Source organism: Niallia sp. FSL K6-0212, assembly GCF_038007605.1.
GTDB lineage: Bacteria > Bacillota > Bacilli > Bacillales > Cytobacillaceae > Niallia > Niallia circulans.
The window spans coordinates 1,470,050-1,491,038 of sequence record NZ_JBBOXL010000001.1; the positions used below are offsets into that span (position 1 = coordinate 1,470,050).

Annotated in this window: 24 protein-coding genes; 16 read left to right on the forward strand and 8 right to left on the reverse strand. The window is 35.4% G+C overall.

Annotated elements, in window-relative coordinates; translation table 11 throughout:
• Nucleotides 1-174: 174 nt before the first annotated feature.
• Nucleotides 175-1,866, forward strand: coding sequence for a methyl-accepting chemotaxis protein (locus MHH96_RS06920; RefSeq protein ID WP_047944021.1), 1,692 nt, complete (start codon nt 175-177; stop codon nt 1,864-1,866).
• Between the two features lie 102 nt (nt 1,867-1,968).
• On the opposite strand, the gene MHH96_RS06925 is transcribed toward MHH96_RS06920, so the two are convergent.
• Complete coding sequence (locus MHH96_RS06925; RefSeq protein ID WP_321198362.1) at nt 1,969-2,937, reverse strand: helix-turn-helix transcriptional regulator; 969 nt, start codon at nt 2,935-2,937, stop codon at nt 1,969-1,971.
• The gene (locus MHH96_RS06930) at nt 2,931-3,863 is read right to left on the reverse strand and encodes an RNA polymerase sigma factor (RefSeq protein ID WP_047943981.1); all 933 of its coding nucleotides are present in this window, start codon (nt 3,861-3,863) and stop codon (nt 2,931-2,933) included. The genes MHH96_RS06925 and MHH96_RS06930 overlap by 7 nt, the downstream gene beginning before the upstream one ends.
• A gap of 197 nt (nt 3,864-4,060) precedes the next feature.
• Here MHH96_RS06930 and MHH96_RS06935 point away from each other — a divergent pair, with 197 nt between their 5' ends.
• Nucleotides 4,061-4,618 carry a DNA-3-methyladenine glycosylase I gene (locus MHH96_RS06935; protein ID WP_016201422.1) on the forward strand — a complete coding sequence of 186 codons (558 nt, stop codon included), beginning with the start codon at nt 4,061-4,063 and terminating at the stop codon, nt 4,616-4,618.
• 536 nt (nt 4,619-5,154) lie between these two features.
• Entirely contained in the window at nt 5,155-6,411 is a 1,257-nt protein-coding gene (gene hflX / locus MHH96_RS06940) for a GTPase HflX (RefSeq protein WP_047944022.1), read from the forward strand.
• A 69-nt stretch (nt 6,412-6,480) separates the two neighbouring features.
• Here hflX and MHH96_RS06945 read toward each other — a convergent pair whose 3' ends face one another.
• The gene (locus MHH96_RS06945) at nt 6,481-7,605 is read right to left on the reverse strand and encodes a hypothetical protein (RefSeq protein ID WP_047943982.1); all 1,125 of its coding nucleotides are present in this window, start codon (nt 7,603-7,605) and stop codon (nt 6,481-6,483) included.
• The gene (locus tag MHH96_RS06950) at nt 7,589-8,122 is read right to left on the reverse strand and encodes a sigma-70 family RNA polymerase sigma factor (RefSeq protein ID WP_095320609.1); all 534 of its coding nucleotides are present in this window, start codon (nt 8,120-8,122) and stop codon (nt 7,589-7,591) included. The genes MHH96_RS06945 and MHH96_RS06950 overlap by 17 nt, the downstream gene beginning before the upstream one ends.
• 138 nt (nt 8,123-8,260) lie before the next feature.
• Between MHH96_RS06950 and MHH96_RS06955 the strand changes: the two genes are divergently transcribed.
• Entirely contained in the window at nt 8,261-9,166 is a 906-nt protein-coding gene (locus MHH96_RS06955) for an NAD(P)/FAD-dependent oxidoreductase (protein WP_341118109.1), read from the forward strand.
• Nucleotides 9,167-9,240: 74 nt separating this feature from the next.
• On the opposite strand, the gene MHH96_RS06960 is transcribed toward MHH96_RS06955, so the two are convergent.
• Entirely contained in the window at nt 9,241-10,398 is a 1,158-nt protein-coding gene (locus tag MHH96_RS06960) for an SAM-dependent methyltransferase (protein WP_016201418.1), read from the reverse strand.
• Nucleotides 10,399-10,573: 175 nt separating this feature from the next.
• On the opposite strand from MHH96_RS06960, the gene MHH96_RS06965 reads away from it, so the two are divergent.
• From MHH96_RS06965 to MHH96_RS06995, 7 genes are all read left to right on the forward strand, one after another.
• Nucleotides 10,574-11,080, forward strand: a complete 507-nt coding sequence (locus MHH96_RS06965; RefSeq protein ID WP_161798408.1) for a GNAT family N-acetyltransferase — start codon at nt 10,574-10,576, stop codon at nt 11,078-11,080.
• On the forward strand, nt 11,077-11,577 hold the full coding sequence (locus tag MHH96_RS06970) for a GNAT family N-acetyltransferase (protein WP_047943983.1): 501 nt from the start codon (nt 11,077-11,079) through the stop codon (nt 11,575-11,577). Before MHH96_RS06965 ends, MHH96_RS06970 begins: the two co-directional genes overlap by 4 nt.
• A 5-nt stretch (nt 11,578-11,582) precedes the next feature.
• Nucleotides 11,583-12,056 carry a GNAT family N-acetyltransferase gene (locus MHH96_RS06975; RefSeq protein WP_047943984.1) on the forward strand — a complete coding sequence of 158 codons (474 nt, stop codon included), beginning with the start codon at nt 11,583-11,585 and terminating at the stop codon, nt 12,054-12,056.
• A 217-nt stretch (nt 12,057-12,273) separates the two neighbouring features.
• On the forward strand, nt 12,274-12,846 hold the full coding sequence (locus tag MHH96_RS06980) for a sigma-70 family RNA polymerase sigma factor (RefSeq protein WP_082138416.1): 573 nt from the start codon (nt 12,274-12,276) through the stop codon (nt 12,844-12,846).
• Nucleotides 12,839-13,663 (forward strand): hypothetical protein, encoded by an 825-nt coding sequence (locus tag MHH96_RS06985; protein WP_047943985.1) that lies wholly within the window; start codon nt 12,839-12,841, stop codon nt 13,661-13,663. The genes MHH96_RS06980 and MHH96_RS06985 overlap by 8 nt, the downstream gene beginning before the upstream one ends.
• 32 nt (nt 13,664-13,695) lie before the next feature.
• Nucleotides 13,696-14,616, forward strand: a complete 921-nt coding sequence (locus MHH96_RS06990) for an LCP family glycopolymer transferase (RefSeq protein WP_047943987.1) — start codon at nt 13,696-13,698, stop codon at nt 14,614-14,616.
• Between the two features lie 283 nt (nt 14,617-14,899).
• On the forward strand, nt 14,900-15,265 hold the full coding sequence (locus MHH96_RS06995) for a YybH family protein (RefSeq protein ID WP_061800669.1): 366 nt from the start codon (nt 14,900-14,902) through the stop codon (nt 15,263-15,265).
• Nucleotides 15,266-15,370: 105 nt separating this feature from the next.
• Here MHH96_RS06995 and MHH96_RS07000 read toward each other — a convergent pair whose 3' ends face one another.
• Nucleotides 15,371-15,832: a GNAT family N-acetyltransferase gene (locus tag MHH96_RS07000; protein ID WP_061800667.1), complete on the reverse strand. Its 462-nt coding sequence runs from the start codon at nt 15,830-15,832 to the stop codon at nt 15,371-15,373.
• 193 nt (nt 15,833-16,025) lie between these two features.
• On the opposite strand from MHH96_RS07000, the gene MHH96_RS07005 reads away from it, so the two are divergent.
• From MHH96_RS07005 to MHH96_RS07025, 5 genes are all read left to right on the forward strand, one after another.
• The gene (locus MHH96_RS07005; protein WP_047943995.1) at nt 16,026-16,667 is read left to right on the forward strand and encodes an FMN-dependent NADH-azoreductase; all 642 of its coding nucleotides are present in this window, start codon (nt 16,026-16,028) and stop codon (nt 16,665-16,667) included.
• Between the two features lie 176 nt (nt 16,668-16,843).
• Complete coding sequence (locus MHH96_RS07010) at nt 16,844-17,269, forward strand: DMT family transporter (RefSeq protein ID WP_047943997.1); 426 nt, start codon at nt 16,844-16,846, stop codon at nt 17,267-17,269.
• A gap of 12 nt (nt 17,270-17,281) precedes the next feature.
• Nucleotides 17,282-17,995, forward strand: a complete 714-nt coding sequence (locus tag MHH96_RS07015; RefSeq protein WP_144546757.1) for a Crp/Fnr family transcriptional regulator — start codon at nt 17,282-17,284, stop codon at nt 17,993-17,995.
• A gap of 5 nt (nt 17,996-18,000) precedes the next feature.
• Complete coding sequence (locus MHH96_RS07020) at nt 18,001-18,474, forward strand: DMT family transporter (RefSeq protein WP_047944000.1); 474 nt, start codon at nt 18,001-18,003, stop codon at nt 18,472-18,474.
• 69 nt (nt 18,475-18,543) lie between these two features.
• Entirely contained in the window at nt 18,544-19,251 is a 708-nt protein-coding gene (locus MHH96_RS07025) for a YjjG family noncanonical pyrimidine nucleotidase (protein WP_061800743.1), read from the forward strand.
• Here MHH96_RS07025 and MHH96_RS07030 read toward each other — a convergent pair.
• Nucleotides 19,248-19,733, reverse strand: a complete 486-nt coding sequence (locus MHH96_RS07030) for a CBO0543 family protein (protein ID WP_047944002.1) — start codon at nt 19,731-19,733, stop codon at nt 19,248-19,250. The two genes, MHH96_RS07025 and MHH96_RS07030, sit on opposite strands and share 4 nt — an antisense overlap.
• A 145-nt stretch (nt 19,734-19,878) precedes the next feature.
• Nucleotides 19,879-20,868, reverse strand: coding sequence for a LacI family DNA-binding transcriptional regulator (locus tag MHH96_RS07035; protein ID WP_047944004.1), 990 nt, complete (start codon nt 20,866-20,868; stop codon nt 19,879-19,881).
• Nucleotides 20,869-20,989 lie beyond the last annotated feature (121 nt).

The window sequence follows — 20,989 nt, forward strand, 5'->3', positions numbered from 1 at the left end:
TATAAAAGAGTCAAGGGATGTCATGTAAGTTAGGGTGGTAGCTTATAACAGGTCAATCTGTAATTAGGTGTAGTAAATACTCTTTATTAAGAGTCTTTTTTTAACGCTTAATGATTCTACTTGGGGGAAGCAGAGCAATATAAAGAAAATGAACAGGGAACAAGGGTGAAAGGTATGAAAATAAAATTAAAGCTAGGAACAAAAATAAATATAATTGTTTTTGCAATTATTATTGTTCTGTCTGGGGTTATCGGTTTTTTAGTAAATCAGGAAATAACAAGAGGAATGAAACAATTTGCTACAGAGAAAGCAAAAGGGGATATTGGACTTGCTTATCGGTATATAAATAATAAATATCCAGGTGATTGGGAAATCAAAGAAGATAAACTATATAAAGGAAATACGGTTCTCAATGATAATTTTGAGGTTGTAGATAAAATAGGCGCGGATACTGGTGATACCGTAACTGTTTTCCAAGGAGATACACGCATTGCGACGAATGTCATGATGAATGGAGAACGAGCAATTGGCACACAGGCCTCCCCAGAAGTTGTGAGTACAGTATTAGATCAAGGAGAAAGATTTTATGGGGAAGCAAATGTAGTTGGCCAATTGTATCAAACTGCGTACATGCCTCTAGAGAACAAAGCAGGAGAAGTTATTGGAATTCTATATGTTGGAGCTTCTCAAGAAATTATTGATAGTATTATATCCTCCTTTTTATGGAAGTTTATCGTGGTCTTGGTGATGATGATAGTGTTAGCTTCTGTTGTCGTATACTTCTATACAAGTCAATTGAAAAAGAGACTTTCTAATTTAACAGCTGCCTTAAAATTGGCTGGAGAAGGCGACTTTACAAACAATATTCAAGACAATGCTGGTGATGAATTAAGTCTCTTGTCAGATAGCTATAATAAAATGGCAGACAACCTTAAGTTGATGGTAAATGAATTGATGTTGTCCTCTGAGCGACTTGCTTCTTCTTCAGAAGAATTAACAGCAAGTGCGGAAGAGACTAGCAAAGCAACAGAGACCATAACAGAATCTATACAGCAAGTTGCGGATGGGGCAGATCAATCGACTACTAGTGTTCAGGAAAGCTCGTTTGCTTTAGAAGAGGTCTCAAAAGGGATTCAATCAATTGCCGCTAATGCTGTTATTATTACTGATATGAGTAAAAGTACAACAGAGAAGGCAAAGGAAGGCAGCTTTTTTGTGGATAAGACTGTAAACCAAATACACGAAATCAATCGTTCTGTGGCAATAAGTGGAAAGGTAATGAAGAATTTAGATAATCGATCCCAAGAGATTGAAGAAATTACAAAGGTCATTACAGATATTGCGAACCAGACGAATTTATTAGCATTAAATGCGGCCATAGAAGCGGCTAGAGCTGGAGAACATGGGAAAGGCTTTGCGGTAGTTGCAGATGAAGTGAGAAAATTAGCAGAGCAATCTCAAAAATCATCTTCTCAAATTGCCTTATTGATTAAAACAATACAGGAAGATATGACACAATCCAATCAATCGATGGAAAAAGTAAATACGGATGTAAAAGCAGGATTGGAAGTTGTTAATCAAACAAAGGATAATTTTCAAGAGATTTATCACTTTATGGAAAAAATGACAGAGTTGACGGAGGATATGGCGGCAACCTCTGAACAAATTTCTGCAAGTACGCACCAAGTTTCATCAACCGTATCTGGAATCATTAACATATCAGAGAATACTTCTATGCATTCTCAAAATGTGGCAGCTTCAGCAGAAGAACAGCTTGCATCCATGGAAGAAATTGCGTCCTCTGCTTCCGACTTATCGAATTTAGCGGAGAATTTACAAGAACTAATTAGTAGATTTAAAGTATAAGAATATGAAGGGACGATACTCCTGCTTTTCTTCGGGAAGGAGGGAGAACTGTCCCTTTGTGTATGCTAAGTCAGCAATAAAACCAAAGAATTAATGGCAAAGTCAATATTGATTCATCATTTGCTGAATTCTCCTTTTTATTTCATTTCTTATGTCTGTGGGTTCGATCACTTCTAAATAATTCCCGTAGGATAATAGGTAGCTGTATAACCATTCCCCTTTTATATGAGAGGTGCAAATGATATGATAGCCATCCTTCTCTTTTGAGATATCCTTTTCCTCAAATTCATCATAAATCCGATAACTGGCTCTGGAACTAATTCTGAGCACTAAGTCTGCCCATTCTAAATAATCCCCATCCAAAGAATCATTTAAAATTAATTCTTCCGTTTTTTTTATGTTGTCATAAATTTCATTAGTTAAAGCTATATTAGACATACGGTTTATTTTAAAAGTTCTATTCGCCGATTTTTCTAGGCAAAAACCTTCTAAATACCAGGCTTTATCCTTAAACAATAATTTTGTCGCAAGAATTCGCCGTAAGCTCTTTTCCCCATTCGAATTGATATAGTGAAACGAGAGGATATGACGCTCTAGAATGGCTTGTCTAAAAAGGGAGAAGTATTCCTTTCTTTTTGTATCACTGCCCCATGCTGAAAAATCTACCTCAATCCACTTAGTTTCGCTTTTTTGAAATAGATGACTTAGTTTCGCTAAAATATCGCTTGTATCTGGGTAATTAGTGGCAGATAGACTTTGCAGGGAAAATAGTATTTCATCCTGCTCTTTGTCTAAAAGGAGTGATTTGTTGAGTACAAACTGATCCATCAAGGTAATTCCGCCACCTTTACCTTGGGTTGTATAAATAGGAATGCCAGACTCCGTAAGAACTTCAATATCGCGGTATATAGTTCGAACAGATACTTCAAGTTTATCGGCTAGTTCGTTAGCCGTGATCATTTTTCTTTCTAGCAATGTATAGATAATTTGAAACAGTCTACTTATTTTCATGGGAAGACTCCTTATTGAGGAATATGGAGAGAAACGGAAGAACCGCTCCTCTGTCACCATTTTAATGGTGGTTTATCTAATTGAGCTTCTATTCCTAATTCTTCGGCTGCTGCTAAAATAAATTCTTTGCGGAAGAAGTAGCTTTGGTGGCTGACGATTTTGCCATTCTCGATTTCTTGTATTTGAATATCGTGAATTTTTAATTGCCCATCGATTTCTGCTAATACAATAATAACAGGTTTTCCCCATAAGATTTTTGACATTGCTGTATGTCCGGGTAATCCGTAGATGAGAGAGCCGTTACGCATTTCGTCTTTGGAATACTCTTGGAAGCCAAGGAAAGCTTCATTTTGAGCATAATCACTATAAAGACGTAACATCTTATCTAAATTTCCTTCATTGAATGCCTGCAGGTAAGCTTGAATAGTTTCTTTTTGTGCAAAATTAGCTTCTGTATATGTTTCAGAATTAGAAAAGTCTAAGGATTTAATTTTTTTTCGAGCGCGTTGAACGGAAGAATAGACCCCGCCTGGAGTACTTTTTACAATTCCTGCAACTTCTTCGGCGCTAAAATGAAAAACATCTAGAAGAAGAAAGGCAGCTGTTTGTTTAGGCGTTAAATTTGATTCCAAAGAAAGTAGAATCTCTTCTAAGAGTAGATGATCTGTAAAAGCAACGGAAGGGGTTGGAATATCTTCTAAGATTCCAATCTCTCTTTTCCTTTTTCTACACTGATCAATCCAAGTATTTGTCGCGATTCGAAAAAGATAGTTCTTTTTATCTGTAATCTCATGCCACCTTTGTGGAACCATTCCAAATGATTTAATAATTGTATCTTGAAATAAATCTTCTCCATCCCAAGGGGAACCTGTAACATATTTACAATAGTTCCATAAGGATTCGGAGTAGGATGAAATCATTTCTTCCAATTCATTTAATAAATTTCTTGATTCCTCTGTAAAATGCTTAGTGAACATTTTTTTCATTATTTTACCTCCTAAAGTCTTTTCCTATATATAACGGCCAGGTAGAACAAAATTAAACGGGTAAAATTATTTTTTTTAATTAAGTGTATCATCCAAAGAAAAGAGAAGCGAGAAGTGGTCTCAAAATATGACATACTGTTGTCAGGTTAATTGGATTATACTAAGAATAAGAATAATTTTTAAAAGAGGATGGTTTGATGGAAACTAGATGTGCCTGGGCAAATTCCAGTGACTTGATGCGAGAATATCATGATAAAGAGTGGTGTATTCCAAGTCATAATGATCAATATTTGTTTGAAATGCTTGTGCTAGAGGGAGCACAAGCTGGATTGTCTTGGTCAATCATTTTAAAAAAGCGAGAAGCATACAAAAAGGCCTTTCACGATTTCGATTTAGAATACTGTGCAAACCTAACAGAAACAGAGTTGGAAAATATCCGAATTAATACAGAGGTTGTGAAACATCCGTTAAAGATTAAATCAGTTAAAAGCAATGCCTTAGCAATGATAGAAATACAGAAAGAATACGGAAGTTTTGCTGAATTTTTATGGTCTTATGTAGATGGAAAACCAATCATATCAAATTGGCAGTATGACAGCGAAATACCAGCGCAAACTGACCTATCAAAGAAAGTCAGCAAAGATTTGAAAAAAAGAGGGTTTAAGTTTGTAGGACCCATAACTATCTATTCCTATCTACAAGCAGTCGGAATAGTCAACGACCACATAACTAGCTGTGCTTTTCATAAAGAATAAAGGAAATCGAGGAGGTTCTCCTGTTTTTGAAAGTATTCCAAGCTTTTAAACAAACTGGATAGGAATCTTACAAAAAAGTATCGAGAGTACAAGGGGAAGCTTGACTAAACCAGCGCTTTTCTTATAAGAAAAATATTCAGCAGAAAACAGAAAAATTGCCCCTCTACTTCCCATTTATGGTATAATAATGTTAATTAGATGAATGGAGGGTTGCTTTAAGATGTGGAATTCTATCTCGATTGTATACTTTATGTAACTAATTTTATAGTACTTAAAGGCTCTGCCTGTGTGTAGAGTAATCGGGATTAGTTTGCCTATTTTTAAAAGCAACCTTTCATTAACGTTATTTATAATGATGTGGTGTAAAAGGGGAGAATTATGCTCTCTTTTTATTAAAATGGAATAATATTTTCTTTAGAAACCCATTTTAGACTTAGGGTTTACTTTATATATACTATTCCTCTTCCTTATTCCGATTGCTTCACACACAGGTGGCCACCTGTGTGTTTTTTTATGAACAGAATGGAGGAACAGGAATGGAAGGAAAACAAAAAGCGATAGTAGTAGGCGTTCATTATGATCAGAAAGAAGACTTTGCTAATTCAATGGAAGAGCTAATTCAATTGGCAGAAGCTTGTGATATAGAAGTAGTGGGAGAGATAACGCAGAAGTTGGATCGGGTTCATTCTGGACACTATATTGGGAAAGGGAAACTGCAGGAGTTAACTGCATTGCTTGCGGAGAAGGACGTGCAGGCTGTTCTTTTCAATGATGAGCTGTCTCCTTCCCAAGTTCGTAATTTAGAGGAAGCAACAGATTGCCGAATCATTGACAGAACAGTATTGATTTTAGATATATTTGCTCAAAGAGCGAAGACAAAAGAAGCGATGCTCCAGGTTGAAATCGCAAAATTGCAATATATGCTGCCTCGATTAGCTGGTTTAGGAGAATCACTAGGTCGTCAAGGAGGAGGATCTGGCCTTATAAATAGAGGGTCAGGGGAAACGAAGCTTGAATTGGATCGAAGACGGATTGAAGACAGAATTAGTCGCTTGCATAAAGAGTTAGATACGCTCGTGGTCCAACGTAAAAACCAGCGAAAGATGCGAAAAAAGAAAGAGTTGCCAAGTATTGCACTCGTTGGCTATACGAATGCTGGGAAGTCGACTTTAATGAATGTGCTGCTTGAAAAATATCATGCTGCAACCGAGAAAATGGTGTTTGAAAAGAATATGCTCTTTGCAACCCTTGAAACATCAGTGCGCAATATTACATTGCCAAAAAATAAATCCTTTTTATTAACAGATACAGTTGGATTTATTAGTAAATTACCGCACCAATTAGTAAAAGCATTCAGGTCGACCTTGGAGGAAGTGGCGGAAGCTGATTTGCTTATTCATGTCGTTGACTACTCTAATCCAAATTATCAAGAGCAAATCAATGTGACTAATAAGACTTTAAAAGAGCTTAACGCGGAAAATATCCCAGCTATCTATGCTTTTAATAAGATAGATTTAGCAGCAGGAGATACATCGATGGCAGGAACAGATGGAGTTTATCTTTCTGCTAAAAGGCAAATTGGAATAAATGAACTAGTGGAAGCTATTTCTAAAAATGTCTTTAAGCAGTATATTTCCTGTGAAATGACTATCCCGTATGATAAAGGGAATGTATTATCCTATTTGACGGAAAAGGCAAATATCCTTTCAACAGAATATAAGGAAGAAGGAATATTCCTATCTATCGAATGCAAAGAAGAAGACTATAATCGTTATCGAGAATACGTAATATAAAATACGCAGAGAGACGTTTTACGGCTTCTATTTTTGAAAAAGGGAAGCGCAAGAACCGTCCCTCTGCTCTCATTCTACATCCTGCAAGTACATAGAAAAATCTGCTGCCTCTCCGTTTACTATTAAGGATCCATCATCGGTGAAACGGGGCATGACTAGGCGTTCTTTTATGTTATTGAATATGGATAGTTCCTTTAAATTTTCATTTTCTAATTGATATAGTTTAACTGTATCTGTATTTTTTTCCACTACACTTAATGCGATGTAATTTTTATAGACAGCATAAGTAGTGAAAGGTGGTGTGTGGATTTCATGGAATTCTCCATTAGAGAGATCAATATACCCTAAAATAGTTGGTCTCTTATCGTCATTTGAAAAGGCTGCATATATTTTATTATTTATTAAAGTAACGTTTTCAGCTGCTTTATAGGGAACGCTATATTTCCCAACTTGTTTTCGGCTGGTTAGATTATAGACAAAAAACTCCGTTTTATTTCTGTTATTTGATTTAAACTGCTCAGGAATAACAAGTAAATTACGATTTAAATCAGCTTTACTGTTTCTGGAAATTCCCGTGAAACCATGAATGCTAGTTTCCTTAAGTGTTGATAAATTTAACTGCTTATATCCAGAAATATCATCATAAATTAATGTATTTCCTTTCAATTGAACATCTCCTATAATGTCTTTTTTATATTCTTTCTGCGACAGTGTTTTTCGATTTTTAATAAAAAGCTTATTATTTCTTTCTCCCCACACAAGCCAATGCGCATTTGCTGTCAGTGCATATGTATCAATGTTTGCACTAGATTCGACAAGTACTTGCTGTGAGTGCGATGTGAGGGAATAAGAATAAATGTTTTTTTTATCAGCATAAATCAATTCGTTCGTTTCCTTTATATAGAAAGAATGGATTAAAGATGAATAATCAACATTTGGTATAGTTACTTTTTCCAGCGGTGTATGAAAAGAAGAGTGTGTTGAAAGCCGGTTTACTAGAGAAGGACTAATTAAAATAAGGAGAAGACTAATAATGGCAACTACACTAAATATTGGACGGACTATTCGTTTTCTTTGATTAATATTTTGCATTTGCTGGTTTGCATTTCGTAAAATCTTTTGTTTGTTTTCTTCGGAAAGGGTGATATCCGCTGGGATTGTTTCATCAAATAATTGTTTAATGTTCTTTGGCATGATTTATCTCCTCCTCACTCATGGTTAGTTGTGCTTTCTTCCGTCCTCTCGCTAGTCTAGTTTTAACCGTATTGCTGGAACAGTTTAATATCTCGCTGATTTCCTGTGTAGATAATTCAGCATAGTAATATAACCATAAGACTTCCTTATACTTTATTGGCAGTTTATTAAGTAAGTCGGCAAGATAATTTTTACTTTCTTGTTTTAAATAGGCTTCTTCGGGTGTTTCTTTATGGATCAGAAAAGTGTTCTTAATCTTCGAAACTTCGACTTTTCGATAAGCCCAGCTTTTAAAGTAGTTTCGGCATTCATTTACCGTTATACGATATAAATATGTTTTCACACTAGATCGACCTTCAAATTGATCAAGCTGCAAATAATAACGAATAAACACATCCTGCACAATGTCCTTTGCTTTTTCCCTATCTTTCACAAGGGCGTAGGCAAGTCGGGATAAATAATGGCCATATGCATCCATCGCGTTTGTAAGCAATTTATCTTTTTCTTGCTTCTCCACAATTCCCTCTCCTTTCTACCTACAGATTAGACAAAACAAACAGACGAACGGTTTCTTTTTTTACAAATTTATTCTAGCACTACGAAGGCAATGTCGTTCATATACTTAAAATAGAAGAAAAAGGGGGAATCTATGGAGATGAATATTCTTGATTGTATAGTTATTGGTGGTGGTCCAGCTGGGATGAGTGCTGCGCTGACACTGGGAAGAACGAGAAGAAGTGTGGCTATTTTTGATGATGGGACGAATAGAAATAGAGTAAGTCATGAATCACATGGCTTTCTAACAAGAGATGGAATAAATCCGCAGATGTTTAAGGATTTAGGGATGAATGATTTAATGAATTATCCGAGCATTTCTCCCTATAAGGATACGGTAACGGAAATTGAAAAGTTAAGAGAGGCTGAAGTGTTTCTTGTTAAAACGAAAAAACATAAAGAATACTTAGCAGATAAAATCATTTTAGCGACTGGTGTGCAAGAGGTCATTCCCATTCCTAATGCGAGACAATATTATGGGAAAAGCCTTTTTAGCTGCCCATACTGCGATGGCTGGGAGCTAAGAGATCAAGCTCTTCTTATTATTGCTTACACGGAAGCACAAGCATTACATATGGGAAGGTTAGTTTATAATTGGTCGAAGGATTTAGTAATAGCAACAAATGGTGCAGCGATTTCCCAAAATACAAAAGAAATATTTCTTAAGCGGAATGTTCCAATCGTTACCGAACCAATAAAGAGCTTAATAGGAGAAAACGGGTATCTTCAGCAAGTTGTATTTACATCAGGAAGGCAGATTAATAGAACGGGGGGCTTTGTTTCTCCTTCTTATTATCGTTCCAATCAGTTTGTCGAGCAGCTAAGATTAGATGTCCATGAAAATGGAGTGCTAGTAACAGATGGATCAGGGAGAACATCCCAAAAGAATGTTTATGTTGCTGGAGAAACCGAAAAAGAAGGGGCATCATCCTTACTATTTGCTGCTGCTGATGGAAGCAAAGCAGCTATAGCCGTAAATACTGATCTTATGCTGGAAAGATTCTAAAGGAATCAAATGGCCAACTTCTTATGCTCCTATTGTTTCAAAAAGGGAAGTTAAGAACCTTCCCATCTGATTCTTTATCCTCTCGTCATTGGTAACGAATTACTGCTTTTCTTAACCAATAAATATTGAATAACATCAATGTTGCTGGCTTTAAAGGAAGCGGCACAAGCTTGCAAATACAAGTCCCACATGCGGATAAAGCGTTCATCCTTTGTTTTCCTGATTTCCTCTAGGTTAGCGATAAAGTTAGCATGCCATATTTCTAATGTTTTTTGATAATGGCGACGAAGGCTTTCTAAGTCTACTAATTGCAGATTTTCAGCTGTCATATGGCTGACTAGCTCCGCGACCCCAGGAATATAGCCTCCAGGAAAAATATATTTATTGATCCAAGCATTAGTCGCGCCACCTTGCTGGCGTGAAATTCCATGAATTAAGGCTGCCCCATCGTCTTTTAGCAATTGGTGTACCTGGTGGAAATAGGCTTGGAGATTTTCTTTGCCTACATGTTCAAACATCCCAACACTAGTGATGCGGTCAAAGGTCCTATCCTTTAAATCCCGATAATCCATTAAATAGACGGTTATGCTTTCCGATAATCCTTTTTCCTTAGCTAATTGGGTAACATAATTATACTGTTCTTGGCTCAAAGTAATGCCGGTTGCCTTCACCTGATAATCTTTTACCGCAGTAAAAATAAGATTCCCCCATCCGCAGCCAATGTCTAATAGATGCTGGCCCGGAGATAGATTTAATTTTTTTAAAATATGATCCACCTTATTTTGCTGTGCGGTTTCTAATGTGTCTTCTGGGTTTTTGAAATAGGCACAGGAATAAGTCATGGAACGGTCTAGCCATAGTTTATAAAAGTCATTGCCGATATCGTAATGATTTTGGATATCTTCTTTACTTCGCGCTTTCGTATGAGATTGTTTGGGAACAAATTTCCTAAACTTATTATTTTGCATAAAGCTAGATGCATTTTCATAGGCAGACGCAATTAAATCCTCGATACTTCCCTTTATTTCAATCTTCCCGTCCATGTAAGCCTCTCCTAAAGCTAATGACGCGTTATTGTGAATGTCTTTAATACGAATAGGTTTCCTAAAAATAAGCTCTATTGCAGGATCGCCGTTACCATAAACAGCTGATTTTCCATCCCAATAAGTAACCTTCACTGGAATGGTGAAGGAATTGCTTAGAATAGTTTTATATATAGATTTCTCGAACACACCATTCACCCCTTACTCTTATGTTATATGTATAATTTTACCTCTATTCCATGAAATATGTGTTCGATATGCTCAAACGAGAAAATGGATACTTTAGGAAAAAAATTATCCATCTACAAGAATGAGAATGATAAAATAGAGACAAACATCATGAGAGGAAAGAGGTGGAATGAAATTGCAATTTATAACAGCAAGCGCCAAGATGCTTGAAGAAGTTAATGATATCTATATCAAATGCAGAGAAAATCTAATTAAGCATGATATTTTCCAATGGGATGATCATTATCCGAATAGAGGCTATTTTCAAGACTGTATCGAAAATAAGATGCTATTCGTTTTATTAGAAGAGGATAAGATAGTGGGACATGTGGTATTAAATGAATGGCAAACAGAGGAATGGCAGTCCATTCCATGGAATGGAAATAATCCTTTGATTATTCACTCTCTTATGCTTAATCCCCGTTACCAAGGAAAAGGGATAGGAGCAATCATGGTCCAGCATATGGAGGAATATGCTCTTGCCAAAGGATATGATAGCATCCGATTAGATGTATTTTCAGGAAACCCTCAAGCTTTAAAGTTATATAAAAAGCATAGTTATATAGAAAAAGGGGAAGTTTTCTTTGCCTCTAAGCCTATTGGGCATCAAAAATATCTTTGTATGGAGAAGGAATTGATATGAATATTACCGCCATTACTGAAACCAACCGTGAAAAAGTAAAATTATTTTTCCAATCTCATTGGGGAAGCCCTGAAATGGTACTTTCTACAGGTATCTATGATTGCAGTGCTTTAGATGGATTTATTGCCTGGAATAAAGAAGGGGAAATGATTGGTTTAATAACCTATATTTTAAGAGATACGGAGTGTGAAGTTATCTCTTTAGACAGTATCGAAGAAGGAAAGGGTGTTGGGACAAAGCTTTTACATACTGTTGAACAAACAGCCAAACAAGTCCTATGTGATCAGGTCAAAATAGTTACAACAAATGATAATTTACTAGCTTTAAAGTTTTACCAAAAAAGGGGCTATTGTTTAGCAGAATTGCTCGTAGACGCAGTAAAAGAAGCTAGAAAAATTAAACCAGAAATCCCCTTCCTCGGAAACGATGGTATTCCTATTAGAGATGAAGTGGTGCTCATAAAAAATCTATTAACAACCAAAGTGAATGAAAGGTGAAGATAGTGTCTATATCATTGGAAGTTTATGAAGAAAAATATAAGCAGCAATTAGAAGAATATCTTTTGTCAGATGAACAGCTATATTATACAAGTACGCCGCTTGATGCTTTAGAGAAATGTTTAATGGAAGAGGATCGTCACCCTATTGTTATCTTAAATGATGGGATGGTTGCGGGCTTTTTTGTCCTTCATGGATGGGAGGGAGTAAAAGCGTATAGTGACAATAAAGAAGCTATTCTTATGCGAGCTTATTCTATCCAGCATTCATTTCAGGGGCAAGGAATAGGCAGGGAATCAATGGAACAATTAATCCCCTTTGTGAAAAAGCATTTTCCTGCGAAAAAGGAAGTAATCTTGGCTGTGAATGTGAAAAATACTAGAGCGCAATATGTTTATCAGAAAGCAGGATTTGCTGATACAGGAAGAAGGGTAATGGGGCCAAAAGGAGAACAAATTATTCTCAGCAGAAAAGTGTAAGTAAGATTATTTCAAAAGAATAATCTGAAATAGTAGGAAAATCTAATTGTAATCCGAGAAAGTAATAGATGCTTTCTTGGATTTTTTTAGTTGGGTTGTAAATACAATAAATCGCTAAAGAAAGCCTCTTACCATATTAAAAGAAAATATTAAAAAAACAGAACCTAAAGGAGGTTTGTGTCGTCTAAACGTAATAGGAAAAAGGAGGAGGTTTTAGATGCTTGAGAAAAAGCACAATATGCATCAGAGAGAACAAATGAGCTCTGCCGATCCTCTTGAAAAGGAAGAACGCCTTATTTGGTTAATGGATGAGTACGGAAAAAGTGTTGTCCGATTAGCATATACTTATGTTCGCCATAAACAAATGGCAGAGGATATTGCCCAGGATGTATTTATAAAGTGTTATGAAAATATCGATGATTTCCGAAACGAGGCATCCTATAAGACTTGGGTATACCGCATTACGGTAAATCGCTGTAAAGATGTATTAAAAAGTTGGTCTTATAAAAATATCCTTTTTGCAGACTTTCTTTCTTTTAAAAGAGATAGTAAAGAACAATCTGTAGAATCACAAATTCTTTTAAATGAGGAGAATCGTTACATCTCCGAGCAAGTCATTTCTTTATCTGTCCCACTTCGAGAAGTGATTATCCTGTATTATTATGAAGGTTTATCCCAATACGAAATAGCAGAATTACTAGAATTGAATGAGAATACGGTAAAGTCCAGGATGCATCGTGCACGTCAGAAGCTAAAAAAACTGCTTGATGGAGGAGATGGCAATGGATGAAAAACTAAAAAATTTAGATGAGAAAATGAATGGAACGATATTAAAGGAAATAAATTTTTCTGAGGAACAGAAGCAAAGGATATTGAAGCAGATTAATTATTCTGGAAAGAAAAGAAAAAGCCCATGGTTTGTTCATAAATATATTCCGGCAACAATTAGTGTAGTCATGATTATCCTTTTTTTTATTGGTATAAAAAGTCTTATGATAAATCAGAGTGTTTCAGCACAATATCGAGATAAAAAGGAAATTGTTGAAAGATTATCCCAAACATTTAAGCCTGTGCATACTGTTGTTGGCCAATTCGAGAATAGAATGAGAGATGGAGATAAAGCTAATACTATAACTTTTACATTAAATCTAGACAAAGAACTATATAAATCCAGCGAGAAAGTATGGACCGAAGATGGTTATCAAACAATAAATATATTATGGAAAGATGGAAAGCTAATCTATAAAAATTCCACAATAGGCGTTTCGGATGAAAAAAAATTAACAAAACAGGAATTTATAGAATCAGGATATTTAGGTTCCATTTTCGAAGGCAGAAAGTATATTTCACTTCTTGAAAATTATAATAATTGGAAATACAAGGAAGTTGAGCGGTTTGGGAGAGTGCTCTATCAGATTGAAGGTATGCAGCCGGATAATACTCATTTTCCCAAGAAAGATGCTTTTGCTCTGACAGTAGATAAGGAAACAGGTATTATTTTGTATTTAGCCTTATATGATCAAAATGGCATGAGCAAAGTAATAATAGACACAATTGATATATGGATAAATAAGGAAGTTCCGGATGATATATTCCAACTTTTTTAAATAAGGAGTAATAAAAAGAAAGAGAGATAACCATGAAAAAACATAAGAAAATTACTATAAGTATATTATCTATTATTTTTATTAGCATATGTAGTTTTGTATTTTACTTGTATAAAACGATAGATAATACAGTAGATAAGGTTTACGAACCTATTGATGGAGAAACAAAAACGGAAAGTAAGCTAAGAAGTGAAAATGTCAAAAATAAAAAGCCTATCTCCATTTTATTAATGGGAGTGGATGAGCGGAAGAACGATGTGGGGAGAACTGATGCCTTGATTGTTATGACGTTAAATCCGGTGAAGGAAAAATTACAAATGATAAGTATACCGAGAGATACAAGAGCAGAAATAGTCGGAAACGGGGCGATTACTAGAATTAACTCCGCTTATGCGTTAGGGGGAGTGAAGATGGTATTAGATACAGTAGAGGGATTTACTGGGCAAAAATTGGACTATTATATAAAAATTAATATGGAAGCACTAAGTGGGATGGTCGATGCTTTAGGTGGCATAACCGTAGATAATGAAATTGAATGGCTTGATGAAGGGTACTACAAGAAAGGATATCATTATCAATTAGGAAATATAGATTTAGATGGGGAGCAGGCATTAGGTTATGTGAGAATGAGAAAACTGGACCCTAGAGGAGATTTTGGCAGGAATGAAAGACAAAGAAAGGTGATAGCAGCGATTATTGATAAAGGAACTAGTATCTCCTCAGTTACTAAATTTAAGGATATATTAGAGACTTTAGGTGAAAATGTGAAGACTAACATTCCCTTGAATGAGATGGTATCTATTGAAAGAAGTTATAAGAATACTAGAAATAGTATGGAACAATATGAAGTAAAAGGTGAGGATGCTTATATAGATGGTAAGTATTTCTTCGTGGTAAATGAAGCGGAAAGAAATCATGTTAAGGAAATGCTTGCGAATAATCTTTTAGACTGAGACGAGAAGAATTAAATATGCGTTCGACTGTGAAAATAAAGCAAGTATCCATCTACATTATGATTCTGGTGGAAAAGTAGGAAGGTTGATTCTGCTCTTAACGGACGGTAAGACTCCAACTGCCAGCTAATCCCGAATGAGAGAAAGATAGCAGGCATATCAAGAGCCAGTAAAAGCCAATAGAAAACGACTAGCCATTATTTTTATCAAATCGGTTCTCGTTCTATGCAAACATATTATAATAAGCTATATCTAAATAAAATGGGGAAGAAGGTTATTTTATATGGGTCCAATTAATCTATTAGAGCAATATATTGATGCGACAAATACGCATGACTTCGAAAATGTAGAACGGCTGCTGCACCCACAAGCGATCTATTGGTTCTCAGATCAAACATGCAGAAGTAAAGAGGAGATAAAAAATTATTTTGAGAATGCGTGGGACACTATTAAGGAAGAAAAGTATTCAGCTGCAGACATACAGTGGCTAGGTATGGGAAATGACACAGCAACATGCGTCTATCATTATCATTATGAAGGATATTATAAAGGCGAATTTATAAAAGGCAGTGGACGAGCAACGAATGTGTTCGTAAAAGATACAGATGGAAATTGGAAGATTATTCATGAGCATTTGAGCAGCTTGTAATACTGATTAAAAGGAAGATAAAGGCCAAAGTCCGTTTCCAATTATTCATTGTGAATTAGTGGAAACGGAATAGGCTGCAGTATAATCGAATGAATATTTAAAATTTTATTTTTCTAATGCTAACGTCATAAAAACACTATTCGGATCTTCGGTATAATCCGAAAATGGGCCGCAATACTCAAATCCTAAGCTTTCGTATAGTTTTTTGGCTGGTAGAAAAGCATCCATGGAACCTGTCTCTAAACTTAATCGGCTATAGCCACGATTTTTGGCTTCTGCGATAATATGGAGAAGCAATTTTCTTGCTACTCCTTTTCGTAAATGATGAGGGGAGGTTTTCATAGACTTTATTTCTCCATGCTTGTTATCTAGCTCTTTTAATGCACCGCAGCCAGTTAGCTCTCCATCCTCCCATGCACTCCAAAAGGTTACATCTGGTTTTCTTAATCCTTCCACATCTAATGCATGAATGCTCTCAGGAGGGGAGTGGAGGGTCATGCTATGTAAATGATCCTCTAATAAAGCAATGATTTCTTTTGATGTAACAGGGTCGATTATAATGTGCATCCTCATCATCCTTTTCATTGTTTTACCTACTATTCTACTAATTTCCTGATTCAAGTGGAATAGCTTATTTGCATTTTGATTGGAAATATTTAATTAAATATCTTTAATTAAAAATATTTGCCTTTGAACCATTTTTTTTGTTATGATATTCACATAGGTTTAAATATGTATGAGGGAAAGGAAAATGAAATAAATGAATGTATTAGTAGTAAAAGCAAACAATCGTCCGGCAGCTGAAGCTGTATCAAGCAAAATGTATGAAACGTTTATGGAATCTGTTAAGGGTGCTGAAAACCTTAATGTGAATGTATATGATGTCTATGCAGAAGATACTCCTTATTTTGGTCAAGAATTATTTGATGCTTTCGGTAAAGTGCAAAGCGGAGAAGAATTAACAGATATAGAGCAACGCTTATTAGCTGCAAAGCAAAAAGCGATGGATGCTTTAACAGCTGCTGATGTAGTAGTGTTCGCATTCCCACTTTGGAACTTAACTATTCCAGCTAAATTACAAACATTTATTGATTATGTATATGCTGCAGGCTTTGCCTTTAAATTTGATGCAGAAGGTAACATGATTCAATTAATGACAGATAAGAAAGCAATCCTTTTAAATGCTCGTGGCGGTGTTTATTCTACTCCAGAAGCTGCTTCTTCTGAAATGGCTGTTAACTATATGCGTGCTGTATTTGGTGGCGTATTTGGTATGGAAATCATTGATGAAGTTATTATCGAAGGTCATAACGCAATGCCTGATAAAGCTGCTTCTATCATTGAAGAAGGATTACAAAAAGTTGCTGCTGCTGGAAAGAAATTAGTAGCACAAACTGTTTAATAAATATTTAACTAGTTAAATAGATAAACTCCGTTTGAAATTAAGTTTTCAGACGGAGTTTTTTTATGGAAAAAAGATTATACTAGGAGAAGGAATGTTTAGGACATATGTCCTTTTCCTATTTTTAGAAATCGATTATCTTTAAAAAGGAAATCAAACAACAAGGGGTCGAACAAATGAGAGGTATTTTATTTGCACTAATGGGTGGGGCATTCATTACCCTTCAAGGAGTGGCAAATGCAAAAATTAGTCAGGATATTGGTTCTTGGCAGGCAGCTACCATTACACAATTTACTGGTTTTGTACTTGCATTTCTAATCTTATTAATCGTAAAGGAAGAAGCATTTTCAAAATATAAACAAGTAAAGCCATTATATTTGGCGGGAGGTTCGTTTGCTTCGGTTGTTATTTTCAGCACGATTACCGCCATGCATTTAGTGGGGGCAACGTTAACAATCTCAACTGCTTTGATTGCCCAGTTATTTATAACCTTTCTAATAGATAGCAATGGCTGGTTTGGACTGGAAAAGCAGCAAATGAGAGCTCCGCAGTTTATTGGAATTGGTATGATGATAATAGGTGTTCTTTTATTAAAAATGTAAGGAGAACCATCCGTGAAAGAAATGGGAAATCTAGAGCAGATAGAAAAATATATTCGCAAGTTTCAATTAGAAGCAATCTTTCCGAAAAAGTTGAAAGACCATTTACATCTTTATGCTTTTAATCAAGGGGAATTTATTTGTACGCAAGGACAGGCAGCGGAATATCTTTATATTTTGGTAGATGGCAAGGTGAAAATATATACGACAACAGCAGAAGGAAAAACGTTAATTCTATCCTTTAAAACACCAATCGAAATGATTGGGGACGTTGAATATGTAAGGAATACAGATATTTTGAACACGGTGGAAGCTATCACAGATGGGGTGGTCATTGGTGTACATAAACGATATTTAAAGCAATATGCGAATGATTATGCCCCTTTCTTGCAGTTTCTATTGGATATTATTACGAAAAAATTCTATATAAAATCTAGTTCGATGCGTTTCAATTTATTTTACCCAGTGGAAGTGAGACTGGCTAGTTATTTAGTATCTGTTTCTTTTGATAAGGAGGATCCTTTATACAATACGGATGGTAATGAAATTAATCTTAAGGATACAGCCAATCTAATTGGCACTAGCTATCGTCATTTAAATAGGGTAATACAGCAATTCTGTCAGGATGGATTGATTGAACGGAAAAAGGGGTTTATTATGGTGAAAAACCGCGATGGTTTATTGAATTTAGCTGGTAAAAGTATTTACGAAGAAGGGGCAGGTGAATAAAAAACATGATATATGGATTACTGATTGCCTTTATTAGCGGGAGTCTCGTTGGGGTGCAGAATATATTTAATAATCGAGTAAATCAGAAGGCTGGTCTTTGGGCAACGACGACTCTAGTGTTAGCGTTAGGCTTTATTGCCTCCTTTACTTTGGGTATTATTTCAGAAGGTACAGGCCTTTTTCACTTAGAAAATATGCACACATGGTATTGGTTCAGCGGAATTATTGGTGTCGGTGTTGTTGTATGCATGACAAAGGGGATTAAGCATTTGGGAGCAACATATGCTGTGTCGATTTCTTTGTCTTCTCAGCTTGTTTTTGCCTTGCTATTTGATTCCTTTGGTTTATTGGGATTAGATCAGGTTCCGTTTACTTTCAAGCAATTAATAGGAGTATTAGTTATTATCGGTGGCATTCTCGTGTTCAAAATGGGTGGTGTATCAGAGAAGAAACAGCCAGTGAAAGAACTGCTGAAATAATAGGAGTGAGTTTACATGCAAGGATTACTGAATAATAAGGAAGAAACAATCAGCAAAAACGCTGGGATTATGAAGTATTATCAAACATTGCTTTTTGATGTGGACGATACTTTACTAGACTTTGCAGCTGCAGAGGATCACGCCTTTCGATTATTGCTGCAAGAGCAAGGAGTTTCCTACAGAGATGAATGGAAAAAGCAATATCAAGAGCTCAATAAAGATCTTTGGAAAGCCTTTGAAGAAGGAAAAATAACGCGCGATGAGGTCGTCAATACAAGATTTACCCTCTTCTTTGACACATTGGGCATAAAAGTAGATGGTGTTGTATTACAGCAAAGCTACCGCAAGTATTTAGGAGAAGGAAATCAGCTGCTAGATGGAGCACTTGATTTAATACAAAGAATTTCCAATCGTTTTGATTTATATATTGTGACCAATGGAATATCAAAAATCCAAGAAAAGCGGTTAAAATCCTCAGGTCTTTACCCATTCTTTAAAGCTATATTTGTCTCAGAAGATACTGGCTATCAAAAGCCGATGAAGGAGTTCTTTGATTATTGCTTTGAACGAATCCCGCAAATCAACAAAGAGACAACTTTAATTATTGGCGATTCGCTAAGCGCCGATATACAAGGCGGCTGCAATGCAGGAATTGATACATGCTGGTTTAATCCATTAAAAAAGAAAAAGGAATTAGAAGTCCAGCCAACATATGAAATAGCCAAACTAGAAGAATTGCTTATTCTTCTAGACCAAGAAGAACAATCGAACCCTTAATGGATCGATTGTTTTTTATCTTCTTTGTCTAATTTTCGGATAAGTCCAATACAAGTTCTGGAAATTAAGAAGGTACAAGTTTCGGTTAGCAATGTATCATACCAATTCCAGCCCTTCTTATAGGAGATTAACTTTGTGTATTTTTCGAACAGAATTTCTACAATCGTCATCGGGATACTAAAACAAAGTGCTTTGAGAATAATTCCCGGTAGTTTGGAATGATAGCTTATTTGATTATAAACAACACAGGTGATCGGAAATAGTAAATAATCAAATAACACATTTATTTTAAAATGCTTTGGTAAAAATCGAACAGGGAAACTAAGGCGTTTTTTCGAAGTAACAATACCGTCAATAAAACTAGACAGATACCCTTTTAAAAAGAAAACAAGAAACCAATCCTTTGCTTGTTTTTTTCTAAAGATAATTGGTAAAAGTCCAATTCCTAAAAATAGGAGGAATCTTAATATTTTCCGTTCCACTAATAATCACCCGTCTAGTTACGATTATCCTTTCTCTAAGTTATCACAGGATTTTTTTATATTCCCCCAATACGAAGAAAGTATGAAAAAAAAGCATCTGTTTGGATGCTTTTTTTGTGACAATGAAACCTCGCTGCCTTTTTAATCATGTGCTTTTCCGTTTAATTAATTCTGACTGCAGTAAAACAGTTTTTGGAATTTTTCTTTGATCTAGAATTTGCTCAAGAAGTAAAGAAACACCCGTCTTGCATAGTTCCGGTATATCAATATGAAAGGTTGTTAAGGGAGGTGATACATATTTCGCCACACTTATATTATTGACGCTTATAATACTGACTCTATTTGGAATCGAAATATTATATTCATTAAAAGCTTGAAGACTTCCGACTGCAATTGGATCAGAGGCAATAAAGAAGGCAGTCGGCAATTCTTCTTTTAAGCAGTCAATTGCTTTCTTTGTAACGGTATAGCCATCATTTACGGAAAAATGCCTTTCGCCAAATATATATCTTTCATCGAGCAATCCTATATTCTGCATATGTGCACGAAACGTGATTTCGCGAATATCCATTTCATCTTCATTCGTATCTGGATTATGATAGGTTCCACCAATAAACCCAATTTTTTGATGTCCATTTTCAATGAAGTAATCGATTGCCTTTTTGGTGATTCTTATAGTATCCGGTAATACAGCATCATATAGGTCAGGGACAGGATTAGTATCAATGAAAACCCCTTTTTTCGTTTTCTTTCTTAGTTTTTGAATTTCTTCCATCGAAAAGGCACCAACTGCAATAAAGCCAGAAATATCATGGGGGATACTATTTATACCGTCTTCATGTTTGTATAGATGCAATTCAATATTATGGTTAATAGCATTTTTTTCAAGTTCTAATCGCATTTGTTTAAAATAAACATCCTCCAGCTCTTCTTTATCCGTAATCCAGTAAAGAAGTGCAACCTTTTCAATAAGTGGTTGAATACTTTTTCTTTCATATCCTAACTCAAATGCTGTATCTAAAATTCTCTTCTTGGTTTCTGGAGAAATAGAGAGTGTTGAATCATTATTTAATAATCTCGAAACGGTAGATGGTGAAAAACCTGCCTTTTTTGCAATATCTTTTATGGTGACCATGTAAACCTCCTAAAAGCACTGTTCTCAATACATTCATTATAAGCGATTTGTTTATAAATTAGTAATGTTTTTTAGTAAATTATTTTCCTGATGTTATTCTTAATAAGTAAATATTTTTATT